Here is a 20,244-nt window from a genome sequence, read left to right on the forward strand (position 1 = left end):
TGCCGGCGATGTCCTTGCCTTCGCCCAGCAGCAGTCCGCAAACCTCAACGCCCATGTCGTCAGCCAGCTTGCGTGCCTCGGAGATCAGCTCCAGTACGGTCGGCTGCAGCTTGCCCTGGCGCTGCTCGCAGAATACCCAAACACCGGAAAAATCGGTGAGATTGGTGTTGTTAAATTCAGCCATTTTAGCTTCTCCTTTCGATTAGATAATGTGCTTCTTCAGCAGAGCGGCAGCCAGAGTTTCGCAGGTAGCCTTATCTGCGCCCTCAAGCATAACGCCCTTGCCCTTCTGCGGGGGAGTGAAGGACTTGAAGATGTTGGTGGGAGAACCCTTCAGGCCGATGGTGGTGGGATCGATCAGCGGATCATCCTTCAGGGTGTTGTAATCATAAACAGTTACAGGCTTTGCGTAGCAGTCCATGATGCCGCCGAGAGACATGTAACGGGGAGCGTTGAGCTCCTTGATGCAGGTCAGCAGGCAGGGAGTCTGCGCCTGGACGGTCATGTAGCCATCCTCGAGCATACGCTTAACAGTAACGGAGCTGCCATCCTTCTTGATGTCAGCAGCGTAAGAAATCTGGGGAATGTCCAGCTTCTCAGCAATCTGTGAGCCTACCTGAGCGGTATCACCGTCGATTGCCTGACGGCCGCAGAATACGACGTCGTCGTCCTCGAGGCCAATCTTCTTGATGGCAGCAGCGAGGATCTGAGAGGTTGCGAAGGTATCGGAACCGCCGAATTCACGAGCGGAAACCAGTACGCCTTCGTCAGCGCCCATTGCGATCAGCTCACGCAACATGCCTTCTGCCGGAGGGGGGCCCATGGTAACGACAACGACCTTGCAGCCGGTCTCGTCCTTGAGCTTGAGGGCAGCCTCAACCGCGTTGAGGTCATCCGGGTTAATGATAGTTGCCATAGAAGCACGGTTCAGGGTGCCGTCCGGATTGACTGCAACCTTGCCGGAGGTGTCCGGAACCTGCTTTACACAAACAATAGCTTTCATGTTCAGTTATCCTCCTTTTCTTAGCGCAGAATCTGACCGGCGATGACCATTCTCTGAACCTGAGAAGTGCCTTCGTAGATCTCAGTGATCTTGGCGTCACGCATCATGCGCTCCATCGGGTACTCACGGATATAGCCGTAACCGCCGTAGATCTGTACACACTTGGTGGTAACATCCATAGCGACCTCAGAAGCGTACAGCTTAGCCATAGCAGCTTCCTTGGTGAACGGCAGGCCAACGTCATGGTTGAACGCAGCGCGGCGAACCAGCAGACGGGCAGCATCAATCTGGGTAGCCATGTCAGCTACCATCCACTGCAGACCCTGGAACTTGTCCAGCGTCTTACCGAACTGAACGCGCTCCTTCATATACTGAACAGCCTTGTCCAGTGCGCCCTGAGCGATGCCCAGTGCCTGAGAAGCGATGCCGATACGGCCGCCGTCCAGCGTCATCATAGCAATCTTGAAGCCGCCGTTTTCCTTGCCCAGCAGACGGTCTGCGGGAAGCTTAATGTCCTCAAAAATCAGCTCAGAGGTCTGAGAACCGCGGATGCCCATCTTGTGCTCAATCTTGCCGATCGAGAAGCCCGGATCATCCTTATCAACGATGAAGGCGGAAATGCCGTGGTTGCCCTTAGCCTTGTCCGTCATCGCGAAAACGACATACGTGTCGGCACGGCCGCCGCCGGTGATGAACACCTTGGTGCCGTTGAGGATGTAAGAACCGTCCTCCTGCTTGATGGCAACGGTCTGCTGTGCAGCAGAGTCGGTGCCGGCGTTCGGCTCGGTCAGGCCGAATGCGCCAACCTTAGCGCCTTCCTTCGGCTCAATCAGCGGACGCAGCCACTTTTCCTTCTGCTCAGGGGTGCCGAAGTGGTAAATCGGCCAAGCGCCCAGCGTGCCGTGAGCGGACATAATGCCGCCAGTAGTCGCGCAAACGCGGCTCATCTCTTCGATTGCGATCGAGTAGCAAACATAGTTGCCGCCCGAACCGCCGACTTCCTTCGGGAACTGAATGCCCATCATGCCGTACTTCATCAGCTTCTGGACGGTTTCCTCGGGGTAACGCTCCTGCTCGTCAATCTCAGCTGCGATCGGTTCTACTTCGTTGAGTGCGAACTCGCGGCAAAGCTTCTGAAACATCGCTTCTTCTTTTGTAAGCCTAAAATCCATGCCATATACCTCCCAAAAAATATTCGCAGGCGCACGCCATCCCGGGTCTTCGGCGAAAAATGCCGAAAACCTGCTGTTAGGTGCACCTTACTTTGGAGCATGTCTATAACTATTATATCGTTTGTCGAAAATATGTCAAGGATTTAACACAGTTTTGTTGCGAAATTCCCACACAATTTCGCCTTCTTTTTTTGCATCTTTTTACATCCGGTGTAATACCTTCAACACATTTCTCTCTGTAATCGTTCACGCGCACGCATAGTCCGGCATTTTTCAGCATAGGAAGGAGGGAAGTGACTATAAAGGAGGAGCTTTCATCTATGTGTGGAATTGGCGGCTTTGTCGACTATGACCGCGACGCACGCGACTTTGGCTCAGTCGCCGCGCGTATGCTGCGTACCCTAACCCCGCGCGGGCCCGATGCGGGTGGCCAGTGGGGCGATTTGGACGCGACGCTTGTACATCGCAGACTGATCGTAATCGATCCGGAGGGCGGGCAGCAGCCCATGGTATCACCGGACGGAAATACCATCCTTGTATATAACGGAGAGTTATATAATACGGAAGATATACGAAAAGACTTACTCTCATGCGGGCACACCTTTCGCGGGCACTCCGATACCGAGGTCGTGCTGCATGCATTTCTCGAATGGGGCACCGACGCGTTCCCCCGTTTTAATGGGATTTATGCCTTTGCGCTGTGGCAGGCAAACGAGCGCCGACTGACGCTCTGCCGTGACCGGTTGGGCGTAAAGCCGCTGTTCATTGCCCACTCCAAGGGCGGCATTGTGTTCGGTTCGACGCTGGCCACGCTGCTGTGCCATCCTGAGATTGAGCCGGTCATTGATCAGGACGGCCTGCGCACGCTGCTGCTGCTCGGCCCGGCGCGCCCGCCCGAATCCGGTGTATTCCGGCAGATTCAGTCCATCCTGCCCGGACACTACGCCATTTTGACCCCTGAAAACTATATCGACCGTGCCTATTGGTCGCTGCAGGCGCACGAGCACGAGGATGATCTTGAAACAACCATTGAACGCACGCACGATTTAATTTGTGATGCGACCCAGCGGCAGTTGGTGTCCGATGTGCCGCTTGCGACCTTCCTGTCGGGTGGTCTGGACTCCTCAATCCTGTCCATGCTGGCCGCCAAGGAGTACGCCGCGCGTGGCGAAACCCTGCACACCTGGTCGGTTGATTATCGGGATAACGACAAGTATTTTACAAAGAGTAATTTTCAGCCAAATAGTGACAGCGAGTATATCGGCATGATGGTTGATTTTCTGCATAGCGAGCATCACGACATCATCATCGAACCGGCTGCGCTCTGTGCCGCTCTGCTGCCCGCGACCGACGCGCGCGACCTGCCCGGCATGGCCGACGTAGACTCTTCCCTGCTGCTGTTCTGCGGCCAGATTAAGAAGGAGTTCACGGTATGCTTGTCCGGCGAGTGCGCCGATGAACTGTTCGGCGGTTATCCCTGGTATCATCGGGAGGAGATTCTGTTTGAGGATACCTTCCCCTGGTCCCGCTCGATTGACTTCCGCAAATCGCTGCTTGCACCGGGCACTGTGATGGACGGCGAGGAATTTGTGCGACAGCACTATCTGGACACCTGCCGCGCGGCCGACAAACTGTCTACCGACAGCAAGAAGGATGCCCGCATGCGCGAAATGTTCCTGCTCAATTTGGATTGGTTTATGGCGACCCTGCTTGAAGGAAGGGTTGCGAGAGGATACTTGAGAAAACGCAGCTTTCCATATACCGCCGATGCGTACATCCTCACGCCCCCCCTGCATCAGTGCTGTTTCCGTCACGACTTAGAAAAACAGACCCCCTCGATTGCTGAATGCCTTCGAAGGAGTCTGTTTTCTTTATTTCATGCAGATGAGACGCTGCAAAATTGCTGCAACTTCGGCTCTGGTGGCATTGCCGCCCGGATCGAGCCGATTGCCGTCCTTGCCTGCAAGCAATCCCTGATTTGCCGCCCAGCGCAGTGCAGTCAAAGCCCAATCCGACGCGTCTGCCGCATCTGCAAATTCGAGTTTCTGCGTCGAAACGGCAGGTTTCCCCGAGAAATTGTACAGAATCACGGCAATCTGTTCCCGCGTAACGCTGTTGCCGGGATAGAACATGCCGTCCCCCATGCCGCTGACCAGTCCCGAGCCGCCTGCCCACTGAACCGCATCACTGTACCAGCTGTCTTGGGATATATCGGCAAATGTAACCGGCGCTGCAGTCTCAAGCGAAGCCGGATTGCCCGATGCCAGACGATGGAGCGTCGTCACCAGCATCGCGCGCGTCATTGTGCCGTCCGGCGAAAAAGAGGTGCTCGAGGTTCCCGTGAACAGACCCCGCGCGGTCACAAACGCGACTGCACCGTCAAACCAGTCACCGTCCGCAACATCATTAAAGGACAGGCCGCCGTTGACGATTTGATACGTTGCCGCATGATTTGCCGTAAAGGTCACCGAACCCTTTTCCACCACGCCCCACGGCAGGACGTGCAGCACGTATTGCTCATCCACATACGCCAGCACCTGTCCGTTCGCGCCTGTCGCGCGGCTGAGGTCGGGCACCAGACGATTGACATCAAAGCCCTCCGGCAGCGTCCCTGCGGGCACCGTGATTTTCAGGCCTTCTCCGGTTACAAGCACAGCATTTTTGGCATTTTTTTCAACGAGCGCCGTGCTTTCCTCCGTGGTGATTTTGGCAGACTTCAGTGTCAGCGTGGTCGTGCCCTGACTATCCGTCATGGTATTGACCTCCGCAGCGGGCAGTACCGGCGTCGTAACACCGCCGCCGCCACCGCCTCCTCCTCCACCGGCAGCACCGCCGCCGGCAGCATTCCACTTGGCATAAACCGTGAGGTTTCCGGTCACTGCGGTTTGAGCCGTAAAGGCGCTGCCTGCGCCATTCTGCGCTGTATACCAGCCGCCAAAGGTGTAGCCGCTTTGGGTGGGCGCGGCGGGCAATGCAACCGTACCGCCCTCGCGCACCTCGGAGGACGTGCTGTAGGTGCTGCCCTGACTGACAAAGGTCACTTTGTAGTGCGGCGCACTATCCTTGACGGTCAGCGTAACCGCAACCGGGTCGCCCGCGGCGAAGGCAACGGTCACTGTATGCACGCCGTCGGTCAATGCGGTGTTCAGCAAAAGCTGCGCTGTGCCATCCGTAGACACCTCGGACAGCGTATAGCCCTCTGCTGTCAGCGCGGTTTGGTCGACGGTCACCCCTGTAATTGTGTTGCCGACCAGAGCGAGCGGAATGGCGGCCTGCTTTGCCGTATACCGATCAAACTCGACCGCACTTGACAGGGCGGCGGCCGTACCCGGCGGTGGCGCGCCGACATCCAGCGCAACACTCACCGCATCCAGCGTTGTCATGCTGCCGCTCTGCGCGGCAATCCTTAATGTCACGATGCGGTTTGCATCAGCCAGAGCAGGGGTGTAGGTCACGCGCGTACCACTCACCTGCACATTTCCCGTGCCGTTTCTTGTTTCCGCAACGCAGACAGTATCCGCGGGCAGCGCCGTGTTTTCACCGTCGCGGAACCACGATGCCGCGTCCACCGTATACGAAACCGCCGGGATCACGCTGTCGTATGACGGAGGTGTCGCCTGCCCGGTCTGCGTCCCCGCTCCCTGCGCTACATGAAGCGGCATGACAGCGAGGCGCAGCGTATACTGCTTGGACAGGCCGGCCGCACCCGCCGCACGCACGGTAAAGCTCCAGGTCGCGCCCGCATCCGCGGTGGTGATCTGATCCGCTATGCTGGTTGCAACCGTTGGCGTTACAATCACCTGATTGCTCGTCAGCGCAGACAGGTCGGTTCCGTACGGCTGATAGGCCAAATAGCTTCCATCCGCCTGCCGGATGGCCGTCTGCCCGTTTACAACAACCTCTGCCACATCGGTGGCATCATTTGACTGCCATGCGGCAAACAGCGTCCGGTCACCGACCGAACCCGCCGGAATGGTCGTGACGCGCGCGCCGCTCAGATCACTTGTCTCATACCAACCGGCAAATACATACCCGTCCCGCGTAGGCTCAGGCAGTGTGCAGGTGTCGTCCGTCACCTGATAGGTCTGCGCCGCCTGCTCGGGCAGCGTGCCGTCGTTCAGGCGATAATCAATGGTATACGCACGCTGAAGCTCCTTGACAAATGCATCAACATTGACCACACCATAACCGTATTGGTTATCGTACCCTGCCGTTCCGCCGTCGAGCGACGTGTTTTCGAGCAGATACCGTATCCCCCGTTCGGTGATGTCATCATCATAGCCGCGTGCAATCGCCGCCATGCCGGTCACGACAGGTGCGGCAAACGAGGTGCCTTTGTTGCTGCTCAGCGTCATATTCAGCATATACGCATCATCCGCGGTATTGCCCAGACTGACCACCCCTCCGCCCGGCGCGGTGACATACACCGAGCTGTTGCGCTGCGAAAAGGAGGAAACCGTCAAATCACGGTCGACCGAACCAACGCCGATGACATCGGTATATCCCGCCGGGTACTGCATGGTGGCGGCACCGCCGTTGCCCGCCGCCGCAACCATGATGACGCCCGCCGCCGCGGCACGGTCGATGGCTTCCGCAAGCGCGGTCGGGGACGAGCCCGAAATGCCAAGGCTGAGGTTCATCACGTCACAGCCGTCGTCCACGGCGGCGTTGATTGCCTGCACAACAGCGGAAAGCGTGGTCGTTTTTTGATTGAAAACACGGTAGGCCATGATTTCAGCATCCGGTGCAACGCCTGCCAGACCCTTTCCGTTATTGGTCTGCGCGGCGAGAATGCCTGCGGCAAATGTGCCGTGCCCATAGACATCCTCATCGTATTGCAGCCCATCGCTATTGAAATTCTTACCGGTAATGTTTGCGCTGTTTAAATCCTCATGGGTTTTATTGATACCGGAATCAATAAATGCCACTTTGACCCCTGCCCCCCGCAAGCCGCGGTTGTAAGCGGTCATAGCGCCAATTTTAGAAAGATTCCACTGGCTGGTGTAGTAGCTGTCGTCCGGCGCGGCATCATCGGCGACCGTATCCAGCAGCTCGATATAATAGTTGGGTTCTATGTACTCCACATATTCCGGCGGAATCTCCTCGGCCTGTGCCCTATCCTCCACTACGAGAAAATTTCCATCCTCAACGTACTGGACATCCGCATCCAGCATCATCGGCACGCTGCCGCCGCTCAGCTTGACGAGATACCCATCATGTGCGGGCACATCCCCCGCGGGTGCGCCATCCAGCGCGGACGCAGGTACCGCAAGCGCATTTGCGAGCAATGCGGCACATAAAAGCAGGCTCAAACGTCTGATAAAAACACTTCCTTTTCTCTTTTTTCGAACTGTTTTGTTATCTCCAGTATACCAAACAAGCACAGCCGAAGCAATATGCTTCGGCTGTGCCCTTTGGCTGACTGTTGGGCGGACCGCTCAGGACAACGGTCCCTCAAGTCTTAGACAGCCCATGCAGTCAGGCATCATAGCCCAGCAGGCGTGTTTCCATACAACGCCTGAGAATCGTGGACACCTCTGCACGGGTGGCCTGACCGGCGGGATCCAGCAGGGTATCCGACTTGCCGTTCATCAGCTTTGCGCCAATCGCCCAGCTGACCTGTGTTTTAGCCCAGTCGGAAATTTTGCCCCGATCCGCAAAGCCGGACACGTCGCCCACTGCGGTGGTATCCTGACCGATCATCTCCGCATAGTTCATGAGAATAACGGCCATCTGTTCGCGGGTGATTGCATCATTCGGCCCGAACTTTCCGTTGCCGTAACCCGAAATCACACCGTTCTTGGTTGCCCATTCCACGTAAGGCGCGTACCACTCGCCAAGCGCAACATCGTCAAAGGTCTTCGCGGTATACGCGGTGACATCCGCACCTTCCATGCGTCCAAGCACCGTCACAAACATGCCGCGGGTCATGGACAAATCAGGGGTGAACACACCCTCGCCTGTGCCATTGAACAGTTCGCGTGCCGTGACAAAATCAATGGAATCGAGCGCCCAATGCGTATTCACATCAGAGAACGCCTTGGCATTGCTTGTAACACTATACTTGCCGGGCATGCTCGCAATGTAAATCATCTTGCCGCCAGAAACCATGCACCACGGCATGATAACCGTTTTGCCGTCCGCGCCGGTGCACTGCACCACATTTGCGGACTGCGGATCGGATAGCTCATCCGGCAATGTCACGATCATATCATTGACATTATCGCCCGCGCTCAGTGTGCCTGCCGGGATGATGACGATGGCAGTGTCTGTCTTAACCGTGACATCCTCATCCCGATTTTTCTCGATAAGTTCCTTCTGCTCTGCCTCTGTCAACTCATTCGGGGTGGTGACGACCGGCGAATCCGTGCTTGGACGGCGCATCCGCACCATTTCCGTGTACAGGTTCTCCGGATTGTTCTTGTCGCGCACCGCAACCTGATTCCAACCGTACTGGCAGCCGACAAAGACGTGTGTATCCGTGCCGCTGGTCTTCCAGTTGAGTCCGTCATCCTCTGCAGTGGCCTGCGCAATGCCTGCCGCATCCAGCAAATCACTGCTCGTGTCGCGCTTCATGACGAAGAACTCATAGTCGCCGCTGCCGCCGGTAGCGTTGACCGTAATCGTGCGAATGCCCGCTTCACTGTTTCGTCTTGCAACTGCCGTGAAGGCAATGGCAGCATCTGGCACGGTCAGCGGGGTGATGAGGTAATCCTCCGGCGTGGAGGCCTCGGCCGTTTCCGCCTTATCCTTGGTATAAAGAACGTACGCACCCGGAACAAGGTCGGTAAACTGTGTTGCATCCTGCCATTTCAGCGCATCTGCATACGCATCAAATGCAGCATGATAGGCGTTAATCGCCTGCGCTGCCTCTTCCGCCGTCATATCGGCGGTGTCCGGCATTGTCTCGGCGAACTGATCGGCCGCCGCAACCAACGCAAACTGATACGCGTTTCCGTAAGCATTTGCGGACGGGTTGGACAGGCTCGCATCATAAACGCCACCGACCAGCTTTGCAGGGTCAACACTCACGATGCCGTTGTTGCGCGCCTGACTCCAGGACGGAGTGACCGCCGCAACGTCCCCGCTCAGCGCGCGAATCGGCATGCTGACATTCATGTTGTAAACCTGTTCGTTGTTTGCACCATCCTTAGCGGCGAATTGATAGGCGCCGCCATAGGTAATCGGGAAGGAATCCACAACCGAATTGGGTCGAGTGCCGCCGGTCGCCGCAAAGACCGAATAGCCGTTGATGGCAACCGACTCAATGCCCTGCTGGCTGCTCTTGCCCTTCCTGACGACATAGCCGATTGTGTCACCTGCATCCTGCGTCGCCGCCGTATAGGCCGTTTCGATGCTCGGCAGGTCGGTATTCAGGCGGTTCATCAGGAACATGTTTGTGCTGCTCGTGCCCTTGCCCGCGCTCATTGCAGTGACTTTGTAAACCGCATTCTGCGCAATCGGGTAAACATTGCTCTCGGATGCGGTCGCCGGGACCTCCGTCCACGTGCCCTGCGTCTTGCTGACTACACTTGTCTTGGGTACCTCGGTGGTAGCAGAAGCGTCGGTTTCGGTAACCGTCGGCTCGCCGATAAGCTGATTGTTTGCATCGTACTCTGCGACGGTCTTAACCAGCTTCCAGTCGCCGTCCTTTTCGACCAGCTCATAGCTCGTCGTCACAGACACGGTGTTCGCGCTGTAATACTGTACCGTTACCGCTGCATCCGCATCGGTTGCAATCTGCGCAAATGCATACTGGTTCTTTGCAAGCTGATCGGTATCCGCAATGCCGGCAATCGGGTTGCCCGCAGTATCCCGGTACAGCATGCTGACCTTCAGCGGAACCGCCTGATCGGCCGCGCTGACCGGATCGTTAAACCAGTCTACCGTAACCGTACGGGTTGTGGTTTTGCCGTTTACGTTGCTTACCTGCACGGTAAAGGTACCATTCTTCTTGACCAGTACATCGAATTGACGGAACTGCTCGCTGTTAACACGCGCATTCTCCGTTGTCGCACCCGATGTGCCGGATGCGAAGGCCGGTTGCACCAGTCCCACGTTATCCAGCATATACACGGTCAGTTTGAATCCGGAATCCTTGTAATCCGCCGGGTTCAGCGATGCCGTTTCCGGCAGGATACGGCTGAAATAAATCTGCGGCTCTTCCCCGCCGACATCCGGCAGAATATCCTGATTCTTCGAGAACGTCTCAATCATGCGGTCAACCGCTACAGTGGACGAGTCCGCTGTAACCGTAACCATGCGCGCTTCGTTGCTCGGATTTGCGCCAAGGTCGATGGTCGCGAAGCTGCCCGCTCCTTCGCCGCCGGTCGCGGTGAAGCTTCCAAGATTGGTGGAATCCCGCTTTACGGTGACCGTGCCGTCAAAGTAAAGGTCAATCTTTTCCGCAAGCGTGGAGAACGAGAATGATGCGCCCCTTGTATTGGTGCGCGACACATCACCGAGATACGGAACGGCAAGCACGCTTGCGCCACTGCCCCAGTTCATGACGTTCTGCTGATAAATCCAAACACCGGACTGATCTGTTTCCGGATCAATCTTTTGACCCCGTGCATTATACCAGCTGAAAATATCGTTATCCTTAAAGATATTCACGCCGGTGCCCGACTTGGTCACGGTATAGGCGATATCCTTCCAAGTGTTGGTAGTCATATCGGAGACGCGGATGATGCCGCTGCCCTCCGACGACGGACTGATGACCACATAACCATTTTTGCCCGTACCGTCAGTGCCCATGTTGTAATACAGCACACCCAGATGCTTTTCGGTCGTTTCGAGTGCCTGACTGTTCAGCTCGCTTACCGAAATGACCGGATTGCCCTTCTCCGTGGTAGTAACCGGAACGCTCAGGCGCATCGTGGTGCTCAGCGGAACCGCGATCTTATCCGGCGCAGTGAAGAAGGACTGCGGCTCAAGCTCCTGATAATCGGCATTGTTCACAGCGTTGTACTCATTGTCGAAGCCGGATGACTGTACGCCCGTCGACGACAGCGAGCTGATTGTCGTATTGCTGTCAAACACCGTTACCTTGAGGTTCAGACTGCCGGTCGCGGTTGCCTGACAGTACGCATCCTTCGAGACCAGAATGGTACCCGTAACCGTACGCGAGTAATTCTTTTTGAGATCCGCGCCATCCTTGCCGACAAGACGCAGAATGCCCTGCTCCTTGTCATCCGAATCACCGAATGTCTCCAGCGGCACCTGATTAGAAATTTCCAGCTGGCTGGAGCGAATATTGAGCGCACTGTAAACCGCCTGTTGGTAGTCCGTGTCGCCCGGATTCACCGTTTCCATCGTGCGGCCGCTCTGGTATGTGAACTGGAGGTAAGGCGCTGCCGAATCCGCGCCGCCGCGGTTTGTGACCTCCATGCTGACCGAAATCTTAACCTGATCGCCTTCCACGCCGACAGTGCTGAACTTCAAGTTCTCCACCGCAAGCTCAGGTGTCGCTTCAATGGTCTTGGTCGTGCCGCCCTCTGCCGACAGCGAGCTGTAAACCAACGGATCGTCCACGCCATTCGGATGCGCGGCGCTTCTGCCGGTTTCCTGCACAGTAAAGTAGAACTTTCTGCCTTCCAAATCATTAGGCAGTGCGCTGGTGTAGAAAGAGTTTGCCAGACCCGTGTTCATCGTTTGTCCGACTGCGATGGTGTCCTCGATCTTCCACTCAGCGAGCTTTTCGCCTTCGCCCGTGCCGTCCTTGCCGGAAATGTGCAGCTCCAGCGTAATCGGCTCTGTTTTCGAGCCGAGCAGCGGCACATCGCCGGTGTTCTTAAACTCGATGACCGGCCGCAGGATGGCGCCCGGCACAAAGTTGCTTTCCGCAAACCGAATCTGTCCTTCGCCGACGTTCTTTTCACCTACGCCGAAGGAGAGCGCATAGTAGCCTGTCGAGCTTTGGAGCGCACCGCTGTCATCATACTTCGGCATGATTATCTTGGTGCTCTCGCCCGCGTCCAGGAACTCCTTTTCTTCCAATGCGGTCTGTGTACCCTGTGTCAAAATGACGAGTGTCGACTTGTTGCCGGAGTTTGTCGGCTCTTCGCCAACACCGGCCGCGGCAACATAATCCTCGGATGCTTCCGCATTCGCCTCACCGCTGACGATGCTGCTGGCCGAAACCGAGTCGCTCGACACGGTTTTCTTGAGTCCCAGCGCAACATTCAGGTTGGCAAAGGTAAACGAGGACATACCGCCGTTTTGATAACCGTCCAGCTTGCCGTAGTATGCGCGCTCGGTATCCTCTGCGCTCCAACCGTTTGCAACGGAGTCCTCATAAACCTGCATGTAGTTCATCGCAAGCATACGACCCTCGCCAAACTTCATGGTATTGGGATCGTATTTTGCAACATAAATGGCGTTGTTCGTCGTACTGGGCACCGTGTCGGTGTAGACCGCCGAAATGTTGCCCTCGCCGTCCGTGCCGATTGCTACGTTTCCGCGGGTGCGGTTGTCTTCCGATGCGGTGAAGAAGGGAATGATCGCGCCTGTACCCGTGCTCGTGATGGTACCGAGATCGTTCTGCGGAACGACATAGGTCGCACCGTTCATTTCAAATACCATGAACAGGCTGTCGCCTTCGCCAAGCGCGTTAAATGCCAAATCCTCACTGAAGTTCTCGGACTCACCGGTCAAATTGCCGAGTTTGCCGTACAGGAAGCGGATATTGCCGAAGTACGGATCCTCAAATGCTTCAATCTGCTGTGCGCCGCTGCCGCGGTTGGCGTATACGCCGTCCGCCGTCTGCGTGCTGTCACTGCCTGTGAGCATGCTCAGGCCTGAGGTGAGCTGTGCGCCGAGTCCCATATCGTTGATGTCAACGAGCTGACGGAGCATCTTGGCCGTATCCAGCGTAACCTCACCGGTTGCCGAATCGACACTGCCCTTTTGCAGGTACAGCTTATGTACGGTCTTGTCACCGTAGCTGCTGCCGTTTGTCTGCGTCTGGGTCTGGCTCGCTGTATAGGCGAGATAGAAGGTGGTGTCATCCAGCATGGTCATTGTGCAGTGATCCAGCCGCATGCCGGATGCTTCCCAGCCCTCCGGGGTAAAGCCGGTGTGCACGAGTGTGCCGTCCGCCTTCGGATAGCTGAACATGAACTGGGTATTCTTTCCGTACACATCGTCCATCGACGTCGTATAGGCGTAGCGGAAGCCCGCACTCGGGTCGCCCTCGCCCGTGCTTACGCCGTCACCGCTTGTGGACACGTCGCCGCGGCTGGCGTTATAGTAATCCTTTGCCTTGGTAGTTGCCGCCGTTTTTTCCTCTGCGCTGTAATTATTGGTGCGTGCATAGAAGGTGAGCTTGCCGTCGTTGCTCGCCGCGGGCAGGAACACATAGCTGCCTGTGCCGCTCGAAACCTGCTTCGGCGTGCTAAATGCGTTGTCGCCCACTGTATAGGCTGCGTTCTTAATGACCGTATTCTTTGCGGAATTCGCAAGCTGCTGCTGTTCGTTCTTTGCCGTGGTCTTTTCGCCGTTGTAATACGCAGACCACGCGTCAAATGCAGCCTTTTTCTCCGCATATCCGGTCGCAGCAAACGCATTGTACTTCTCCCACGCCGCCTGATTGGCCTCAAAGCGTGCCAACGCAAGGCGATACTCGCTCCACGGCTTGTAAGCCGCTTCGGCATCATCAAACGCCTGCTTGGCTGCCGCATAGCTTGCGCCCTTGTCAGCGGCATAGTACATATCCGGATCGGCCGCTTCATCCAACGCATAGGCTGCCTTCGCCGCATCCTCAAGCGCAGCATACTCATCCGGCGTCAGATAATACGCCGTGCGTACCGGCGCTTCCGTGATTTCATCGCCCTCGGGCGCCGGCGGCGCTGTCAAGGTCTCGCTCGGCTTTGCGACCACGCCGCCCTCCGGCAGCGCAGGAACAAACCGCGCGTCATCGAAGTTTGTTGCATCCATGAAGACCTCGGTCTCGCCGTCCATGTAGCTCGGCCGCGCCACATCGGAGCCCGGCATAGGTGCGCTGCTCGTCGATCCGTCCGCTTCGGTCGTGCCCGCATAGCTGGCCCATGCGGCATAGATGGTGGATCCGGTTACCGATGCGGTGAAGTCAAGGTCACCTGTTCCATCGTCATCCACGATGATATAGGGCTGTTCCTTGTTGCCTTCGTCCACCGGATTGACCAAACCGACCGACTCACCCGTATTTTTGACTCTAGACAGCACGAGCATGTTGGAGTCGACCTGATTTGCCGGATTGTCACGGCTGATGGTATAGAGCACATAGTTCTCGTCGCCCACCGTCAGCAATTTGTAATCCGTGCCGGTTGACAGCTTATCAGACAGCCGGAACGCATCGCCCGAAGACGAATAACCGGAAATCTGGAACTCGTTTGTGGGCAGGTTATCCGGATCAAATGCCAGCGCGTCGATTTCGTCGAGCGCCATCTTGGCCTCATCGGGACCGTAAATCTGCTGCGCCGCAAAGGTGTTGGACGGCAGCGTAATCTTGATGCCCGGGAAGCCGTCGCTGTCATCCACATCGTTCAGATCATACGAGCCGATGGTCTGCGAGCCGTTGAGGACATACCACGCAAACTTCCAGCCGTTGTCATGGAATCCGTCCTCGGGATCCTTACCGCCGTTTACACTCTTATTCTGACCGCGGTTATAGTCGATACCGAACTGAATTGCATCGAGTTCAAAGTTGAACAGCAGCAGCACAACGCGTACGCCAAAGCCTGCGCGGAAGGTCATGCTGTTGAAGATGAACGGTTCGACCTTATCATCGCCCAGTGCGGAAACCTCGTCGTCCGAAACCACGTTGTTCGAAACGCCGGCAACCGATACCGAGGAAGAGGATGGGTCACGCAGCTGACTTCCCTTGGTTGCCGCGTTGTTTTCGCGTGTGGCAAAGGACATGCTGCAGCCGATGCTCGCCTTGAAGTAGATTTCAATCTTCATTACCTCAACGCCGACACCTGCGCCGACCTCAAGGAAGATGGACGGCGACAGCGACAGGCCGGAGAAGAAGGTGTCATTTCGCACACCCGAGATGGGGACAATGCGGTCAATATTGGCATCCTCATCCAGCACAGTAACGCGCACTTCCAAATTGGCTGTACCGTCTACCTTCTCGTCGAACATGACAAATGCAGGATCGGAACCGTCAGAGGCGACATAGCCAAGGTTCTTCCACGTGGTTCCATCCTTCCACTCAACCTTGACCTTGCCCTTAAAGTACAGGTTGAGCGCGTCGGACTTACTGATAAAGGTAAGGGCATCACCCTTTGTGCCGGCGATGACATCCTTGCCTGTCGCCGCCTCATCAGCCTCTGTTTTCCAGCTTGATGCGCCGCCCGTGCTCAGGTTGGTCGCCGTGCGCACAATCTTGCCCTGATCGTAGCCCGTACCGCTGCCAACGCCGTAGGCCTGCTTGATATCGATGGTCGCTTCCTTGTTTTCCACGACCTCCCGTTCGTTGACCACGCCGCCTGCCAGCTCGAGCGATGCGCCAACCACAAAATAAGCGTATACAATCGGGCAGACCGTCAGACGGAAGGTCATCTTAAACTCAAAGCCAAACTGCAGGAATACCATTGCAGAGGTGAACTTATACGCATGATCGGGGGCGCTGTACTTAAACATAACGGTTACATTGACCGCAACCGAGAATTCCAGCCCCTTGCTCTTGATGAGCTTATCGGAATCAAGCGACTTTGCCTGTGCATCCTTCGCCGCCTTCCAATCATCCCCCTTGATCAACTCGCCGGGATTTGCAAAAGCGTCCTTAATCTTCTTCAGGTTGCCGCGGCTTTCCTCGACGCCCTTCGTGGCATCCGCCTTTTCGCCCCAGTTTTCCTTAATCGGGCCGCTCTTTTCCCAGTCGCCGTAAGCAGGCTTGGTCGTGCCGTACTTCTCATCCGAGCTGGTGTAGGCCTCCTTGCTCTTTTCCGCCTTGAACACAGGAATGCCAATTGAGAAGCCAAACTCGCTGCCATCCATAATAAGGGTGACATAGTCGGTCAGTCCGGCACTCAGCGACGGCAGTTCAATGCCCAAATCCACATTGAATTCCGGCATGGAGTTTGAGCTGCTGCCGGAATCGCCCGCTACGCTGCTGCCGTCTTCCGGTCCGGCCATACGGCGCAGCCCGCTCGCGTCCGGGACTGCCTTGAAGCCGGCATCTCTGGTCGAATCGACCTCGACCTGATATTCGCCCGACTGAATGATATCGAGCGTAGAAAGGCCTTCCGTGTTAAACCAGCCCTGAATAATGTCCGTTGTGCGACCCTCCTGCGGACGAATGCACAGTGACACTGTATCGAGCGGATTTAAGCTGCCCAGATAGCCGTTGAGCTTGCTTACATTATACTGATCTGCTGTTGCGCCGTTTTCACCCGCCTTGATCACAATATCCGCCACCGGCAGGTTTTCGCCGACAAGCGAGTCGGATACAAAGACCGGCTCCGGGTTGCTGAACTGATACAGCAAATTCCCGCGGTAGTCCGGGTTCCATCTGGAGCGCTCGAACTTTACGTCAGTTACTGTAATATTCTTCTCCTTGAGCTCCGCGTCGCTCAGCAGCTCGTTGGTCTGCGAGCCATCACTGTATACATAGGTTGCAGGCGCGGGATAGTAGTCGCCGCCAAGCGGTATGTCGACCGTTTCTGTCGCATTGGCAGACGCCTGATACATGAGCTTGTTGTCACCCGTCCAGCTGCCGGCCGTCTTGGTGTCAACCGTCTCGCCCTTGCCGTTATAGATGCTTGCGGCCTTGGAGTACTTGCTGCTTGTGATAAAGCGGTAGCCCTGCATTTCCGCAGACAGAGCCTCCTTGTCGCTCGCATCGGTAATGGAGGTGACGAATGCGGGCAGAATCTGCGCGCGATCGTTTATCGACGCGCCAGATGGAACGGTCAGGCAGCGCGGGGTCATATTATAGTAGAACTTGAGGAACTGCTGCCGGATGTTCCCATCCTCATCGTATACCGGCGTAAAGGTGGTTGCCGTATACTCTTCCTTGGTCAGCGTTTGCACGAGCTGATCCTTTTTACCGTCTACCGTATCCAGCTCAAACACGTTGTTCTGATTTACCGCGCCATCGAGCTGGCCATTGCCATTCATATCGATATAATGCTCAATGCGGCCAATAATCATCGTCATGCTGCTGGGAACAGAGACGTAATCCTTATTATAATAGGTAAACGCCAGTGTGCCCATGCCGAACGACGAAACCGGAATTGGGATATCCGCATTGCCGTTGTACTGCACGCCGTTCAGCAGGATTTGATCCTCGGCAGGCAGTCCGAAGTTAATGGAACGGACATTGTCCTGCGCCAATGCAGAGGTCAGCACCGTATTATCCGCACTGAAATCCGCTTGGGTCAGGGTCTTTGTTGTCTGTGTAAACTTGCCGTTACCGGACTTATCCGGAACCGCATAAGTGATTTTCACTTTGGACGTGTTCCAGAAATCCGAGATAGTTTTGCCGATTTTGGTGTCGTCCATCGTCAGGCCGTCTTCCTTGCGGGGCACCGAAGGACGAACATCGATTGCAATCTTCTGCGAACGGTTCAGCACAACATTGACTGTGTACTGATCGGACAGGCTCAGTGTGTTGGCTCCTGCGCCCGTTGCAAAGGTCTTTCCGGAATCCGCTAAAATGTTCAGGTTTGCCGAGCGATCGACCGTGCCGGAAGTAACCTTTGTACCGTTCGAGCTGCTCAGATAGACAGCCGAGCCGGTATTCACGTCCTTGGTTGCATAGGAATAAGTTGCCCATTGAGGCGCACTCAGCGAAAGCTGCGTACCGATATACACCTGATTGGCGGCGTATGTGCCGCCCTTTCCTGCCGCAACCGAAATCACAGGTGCAATCTGTTGGTACAGTGCGGTCTGTTTCTCAGCGCTCAGCATATCGTCATCTGCCGTATGTACCTTGTATTGCAGCGGCTGGGTTAAATAGCGTCGCTGCGCACGCGCGCGAATATAAACCTCACCGTTTGGCGAGCCGGTATCCGCCCATCCCTTATCTGCAATACCCAGCGCCAAGAATATACCGGTAGCGCCCGCATTGACATCCCACGAGGCGTTTCCGTAACGCCAACCCGGTGTATCACGGAATGACATTTCAGGTTTTCCGGAGCCATGTGGAGCAATGCCGCCGCGCGCGGTTGTCCAGAAGGTTTCCAGCCAGTTGTAGTTGGTGCTCGCATAATATCTGGCGTAGACGTGATCAAACTGCTGGTCGAAGTTTGTAACGTTCTGTGTGGCCACTCTTGAGTAGCTGTTGTTGTCGCCAGTTACGTCTTCGACATAGAATCCGTAAAAGCCGCTTTCCTTATAACTCCCATTTGTAATGGTATAGTCCTTCATAGTCTGACCGGACCAGCCAGCTTTGTTAAGACCTTGCTCATTGTTTGTTCCCCAGTAATCGCTCATGCTGTCAAGGTCGGCGTAACTATTCCAGCCGCCGCCCGACAGCTTCAGCAGCGCCGTTGCGTCGTAGGTCAGCGCGCTCACATCGCCGCTGCTGCCGAATACGGCTTCAACCGGCGTGTCCTCGCCCTGCGGCACAGGCGTCGCGGTCACAACCTCGTCCGTCGCTTCCGCAATGGCGCTCTGCGTGGTCTCGGTATCGCCCGAAACATCGTCGGCCTCGGGCGTGTACAGCATGGTCGCGAGGTTGGTTTCCTCGGCCACGGCCGTATTAAAGAGCTTGACCGTTGCGGTCCCCGCATTGATCGCAGTCTCTTCGCCGCCGCCCTTGGCATTGTCGAGCACAACGGTGAACGTTTTGTTCGCCTCTGCCACGGCCGCACCGTCATTGATGAGCGGTACGTCAATGGTCATTTCATCCATGTCGGCCGCAAAATACAGCGTGCCGCTCGTGGAGGAATAATCCTTGCCGGCGATTGCCGTACCGTCCACCGTGTGGTAATCCACGGTTGCAACATACTGCAGTGCTCCCGTGCGCTTGACCTTGAGCGAAGCAGTGCCGGCAGCCTTGTCGACAGTCAGGTCGCTCGTCTCAAATGCGAAGTAACTTGGCAGCACCTTATCGTTATCCTCAATACTGACGAGCATGGTGTTTGCCGCATCATACAGTTCGCCGCCCTTGCACGAATCAATTTTCATCGTGACAAGCTCAACGTTCTCGGAAATCGCATCATCGGTCGGTGTAATGCGGATTTCCTTGATCCATTCGCCTTCGGCAAAGGTCATATAAAACTCATACGTATCAAATTCGCCGTCTTTTAACTCAAGCGTGTGGAAGCTCTGCTCCGGATTGAGTTCCAGATCCTCCGGCACTTCCTTTGCGGTATTATCCTCCGCAACATATGCGATGCCGCCATACGAGGTCGTGCAGTACTGCACGCCGCCTACCGTATAAATGCAGCGGAAGTCGCTTGCCGCAACGGCCTCATTGTCTACATCAAGCGTGCGTTCTGTCCCCTCAACATCCTGCCAGCCGCTTGTGCTCAGTGCCTGCCAACGGTAGCTGTCCGCATCGACATCGGCGGTCAGCACAGTATGTCCGTAAACAATCTCGCCCGCCTCGTCGGTAGAATTTTCGGTGGACTCCTCTGCTACCGTAGAGACTGTCACCGCTGTTTCGGGCGCTTTAGGCTGCTCATCGTAGCCATACGCCTGATAATCGGTAATGGGCAGGCTGTCCTCTACCTCGACGGTAAAATCCTTGGTGCCTGCCGCATTGGCATAGCTGTATGTACCGTCGTCCAGTTCGGTCACGACCGGAGACAGCGTCAGCGCAATCTGCGCCTTGCCCTTGGTTCCGCCCAGACGATAAACCTGAATCGTCTGCGCTTTGGCCCCCTCCGCCGTGCTCAACTGACTACTGTGGAACGCAAACGTACCATACGGGAAGGTTTCCTCCCACGATTCATCCGCAGTAATCGTATTGCCGTTGCTGTCTGTCAGCGTTACGCCCTTAGCGCTGCTGGTATCCATCAGCACCGCCAGCGCCGGCGTTGTGATATTGGTCATCAGAATGATGACCAATATCAGACTGACCATACGCGCAAAGACCTTTTTCCTGCTATCCATGTAGTTCCCTCCTTTTAGTTA

The 20,244-nt window shown here is 56.1% G+C and carries 4 protein-coding genes and 2 pseudogenes; 1 reads left to right on the top strand and 5 read right to left on the bottom strand.

The features are described from left to right. The 3 genes and pseudogenes from QOX26_RS06355 to QOX26_RS06365 form a co-directional block, all read right to left on the bottom strand. Positions 1 to 184, bottom strand: a pseudogene (locus QOX26_RS06355) (acryloyl-CoA reductase electron transfer subunit beta); the annotation flags it as partial. Between the two features lie 18 nt (positions 185 to 202). Next, complete coding sequence (gene acrB, locus QOX26_RS06360) at positions 203 to 1,003, bottom strand: acryloyl-CoA reductase electron transfer subunit gamma (RefSeq protein WP_283674133.1); 801 nt, start codon at positions 1,001 to 1,003, stop codon at positions 203 to 205. Between the two features lie 20 nt (positions 1,004 to 1,023). Beyond that, a complete protein-coding gene (locus tag QOX26_RS06365) occupies positions 1,024 to 2,175 on the bottom strand; it encodes an acyl-CoA dehydrogenase (RefSeq protein WP_283674134.1) in 1,152 nt (383 codons plus the stop codon). A gap of 320 nt (positions 2,176 to 2,495) precedes the next feature. Between QOX26_RS06365 and asnB the strand changes: the two are divergent. Further along, positions 2,496 to 3,830 (top strand): annotated as a pseudogene (asnB, locus tag QOX26_RS06370) (asparagine synthase (glutamine-hydrolyzing)); the annotation flags it as partial. Positions 3,831 to 4,046: 216 nt separating this feature from the next. Here asnB and QOX26_RS06375 read toward each other — a convergent pair. Both QOX26_RS06375 and QOX26_RS06380 read right to left on the bottom strand, forming a co-directional pair. Next, positions 4,047 to 7,487, bottom strand: coding sequence for a S8 family serine peptidase (locus QOX26_RS06375; protein ID WP_283674135.1), 3,441 nt, complete (start codon positions 7,485 to 7,487; stop codon positions 4,047 to 4,049). A gap of 166 nt (positions 7,488 to 7,653) precedes the next feature. Further along, positions 7,654 to 20,223 carry an S-layer homology domain-containing protein gene (locus tag QOX26_RS06380; protein ID WP_283674136.1) on the bottom strand — a complete coding sequence of 4,190 codons (12,570 nt, stop codon included), beginning with the start codon at positions 20,221 to 20,223 and terminating at the stop codon, positions 7,654 to 7,656. Between the last annotated feature and the right edge of the window lie 21 nt (positions 20,224 to 20,244).

Origin of the sequence: Butyricicoccus sp. Marseille-Q5471 (genome assembly GCF_951230135.1) — a bacterium.
Classification (GTDB): Bacteria; Bacillota; Clostridia; order Oscillospirales; family Butyricicoccaceae; genus Agathobaculum.

Bases quoted from the DNA above. Each gene is read 5' to 3' on its own strand.
- acrB (WP_283674133.1), bottom strand. From the start codon at position 1,003: ATGAAAGCTATTGTTTGTGTAAAGCAGGTTCCGGACACCTCCGGCAAG.
- QOX26_RS06365 (WP_283674134.1), bottom strand. From the start codon at position 2,175: ATGGATTTTAGGCTTACAAAAGAAGAAGCGATGTTTCAGAAGCTTTGC.
- QOX26_RS06380 (WP_283674136.1), bottom strand. From the start codon at position 20,223: ATGGATAGCAGGAAAAAGGTCTTTGCGCGTATGGTCAGTCTGATATTG.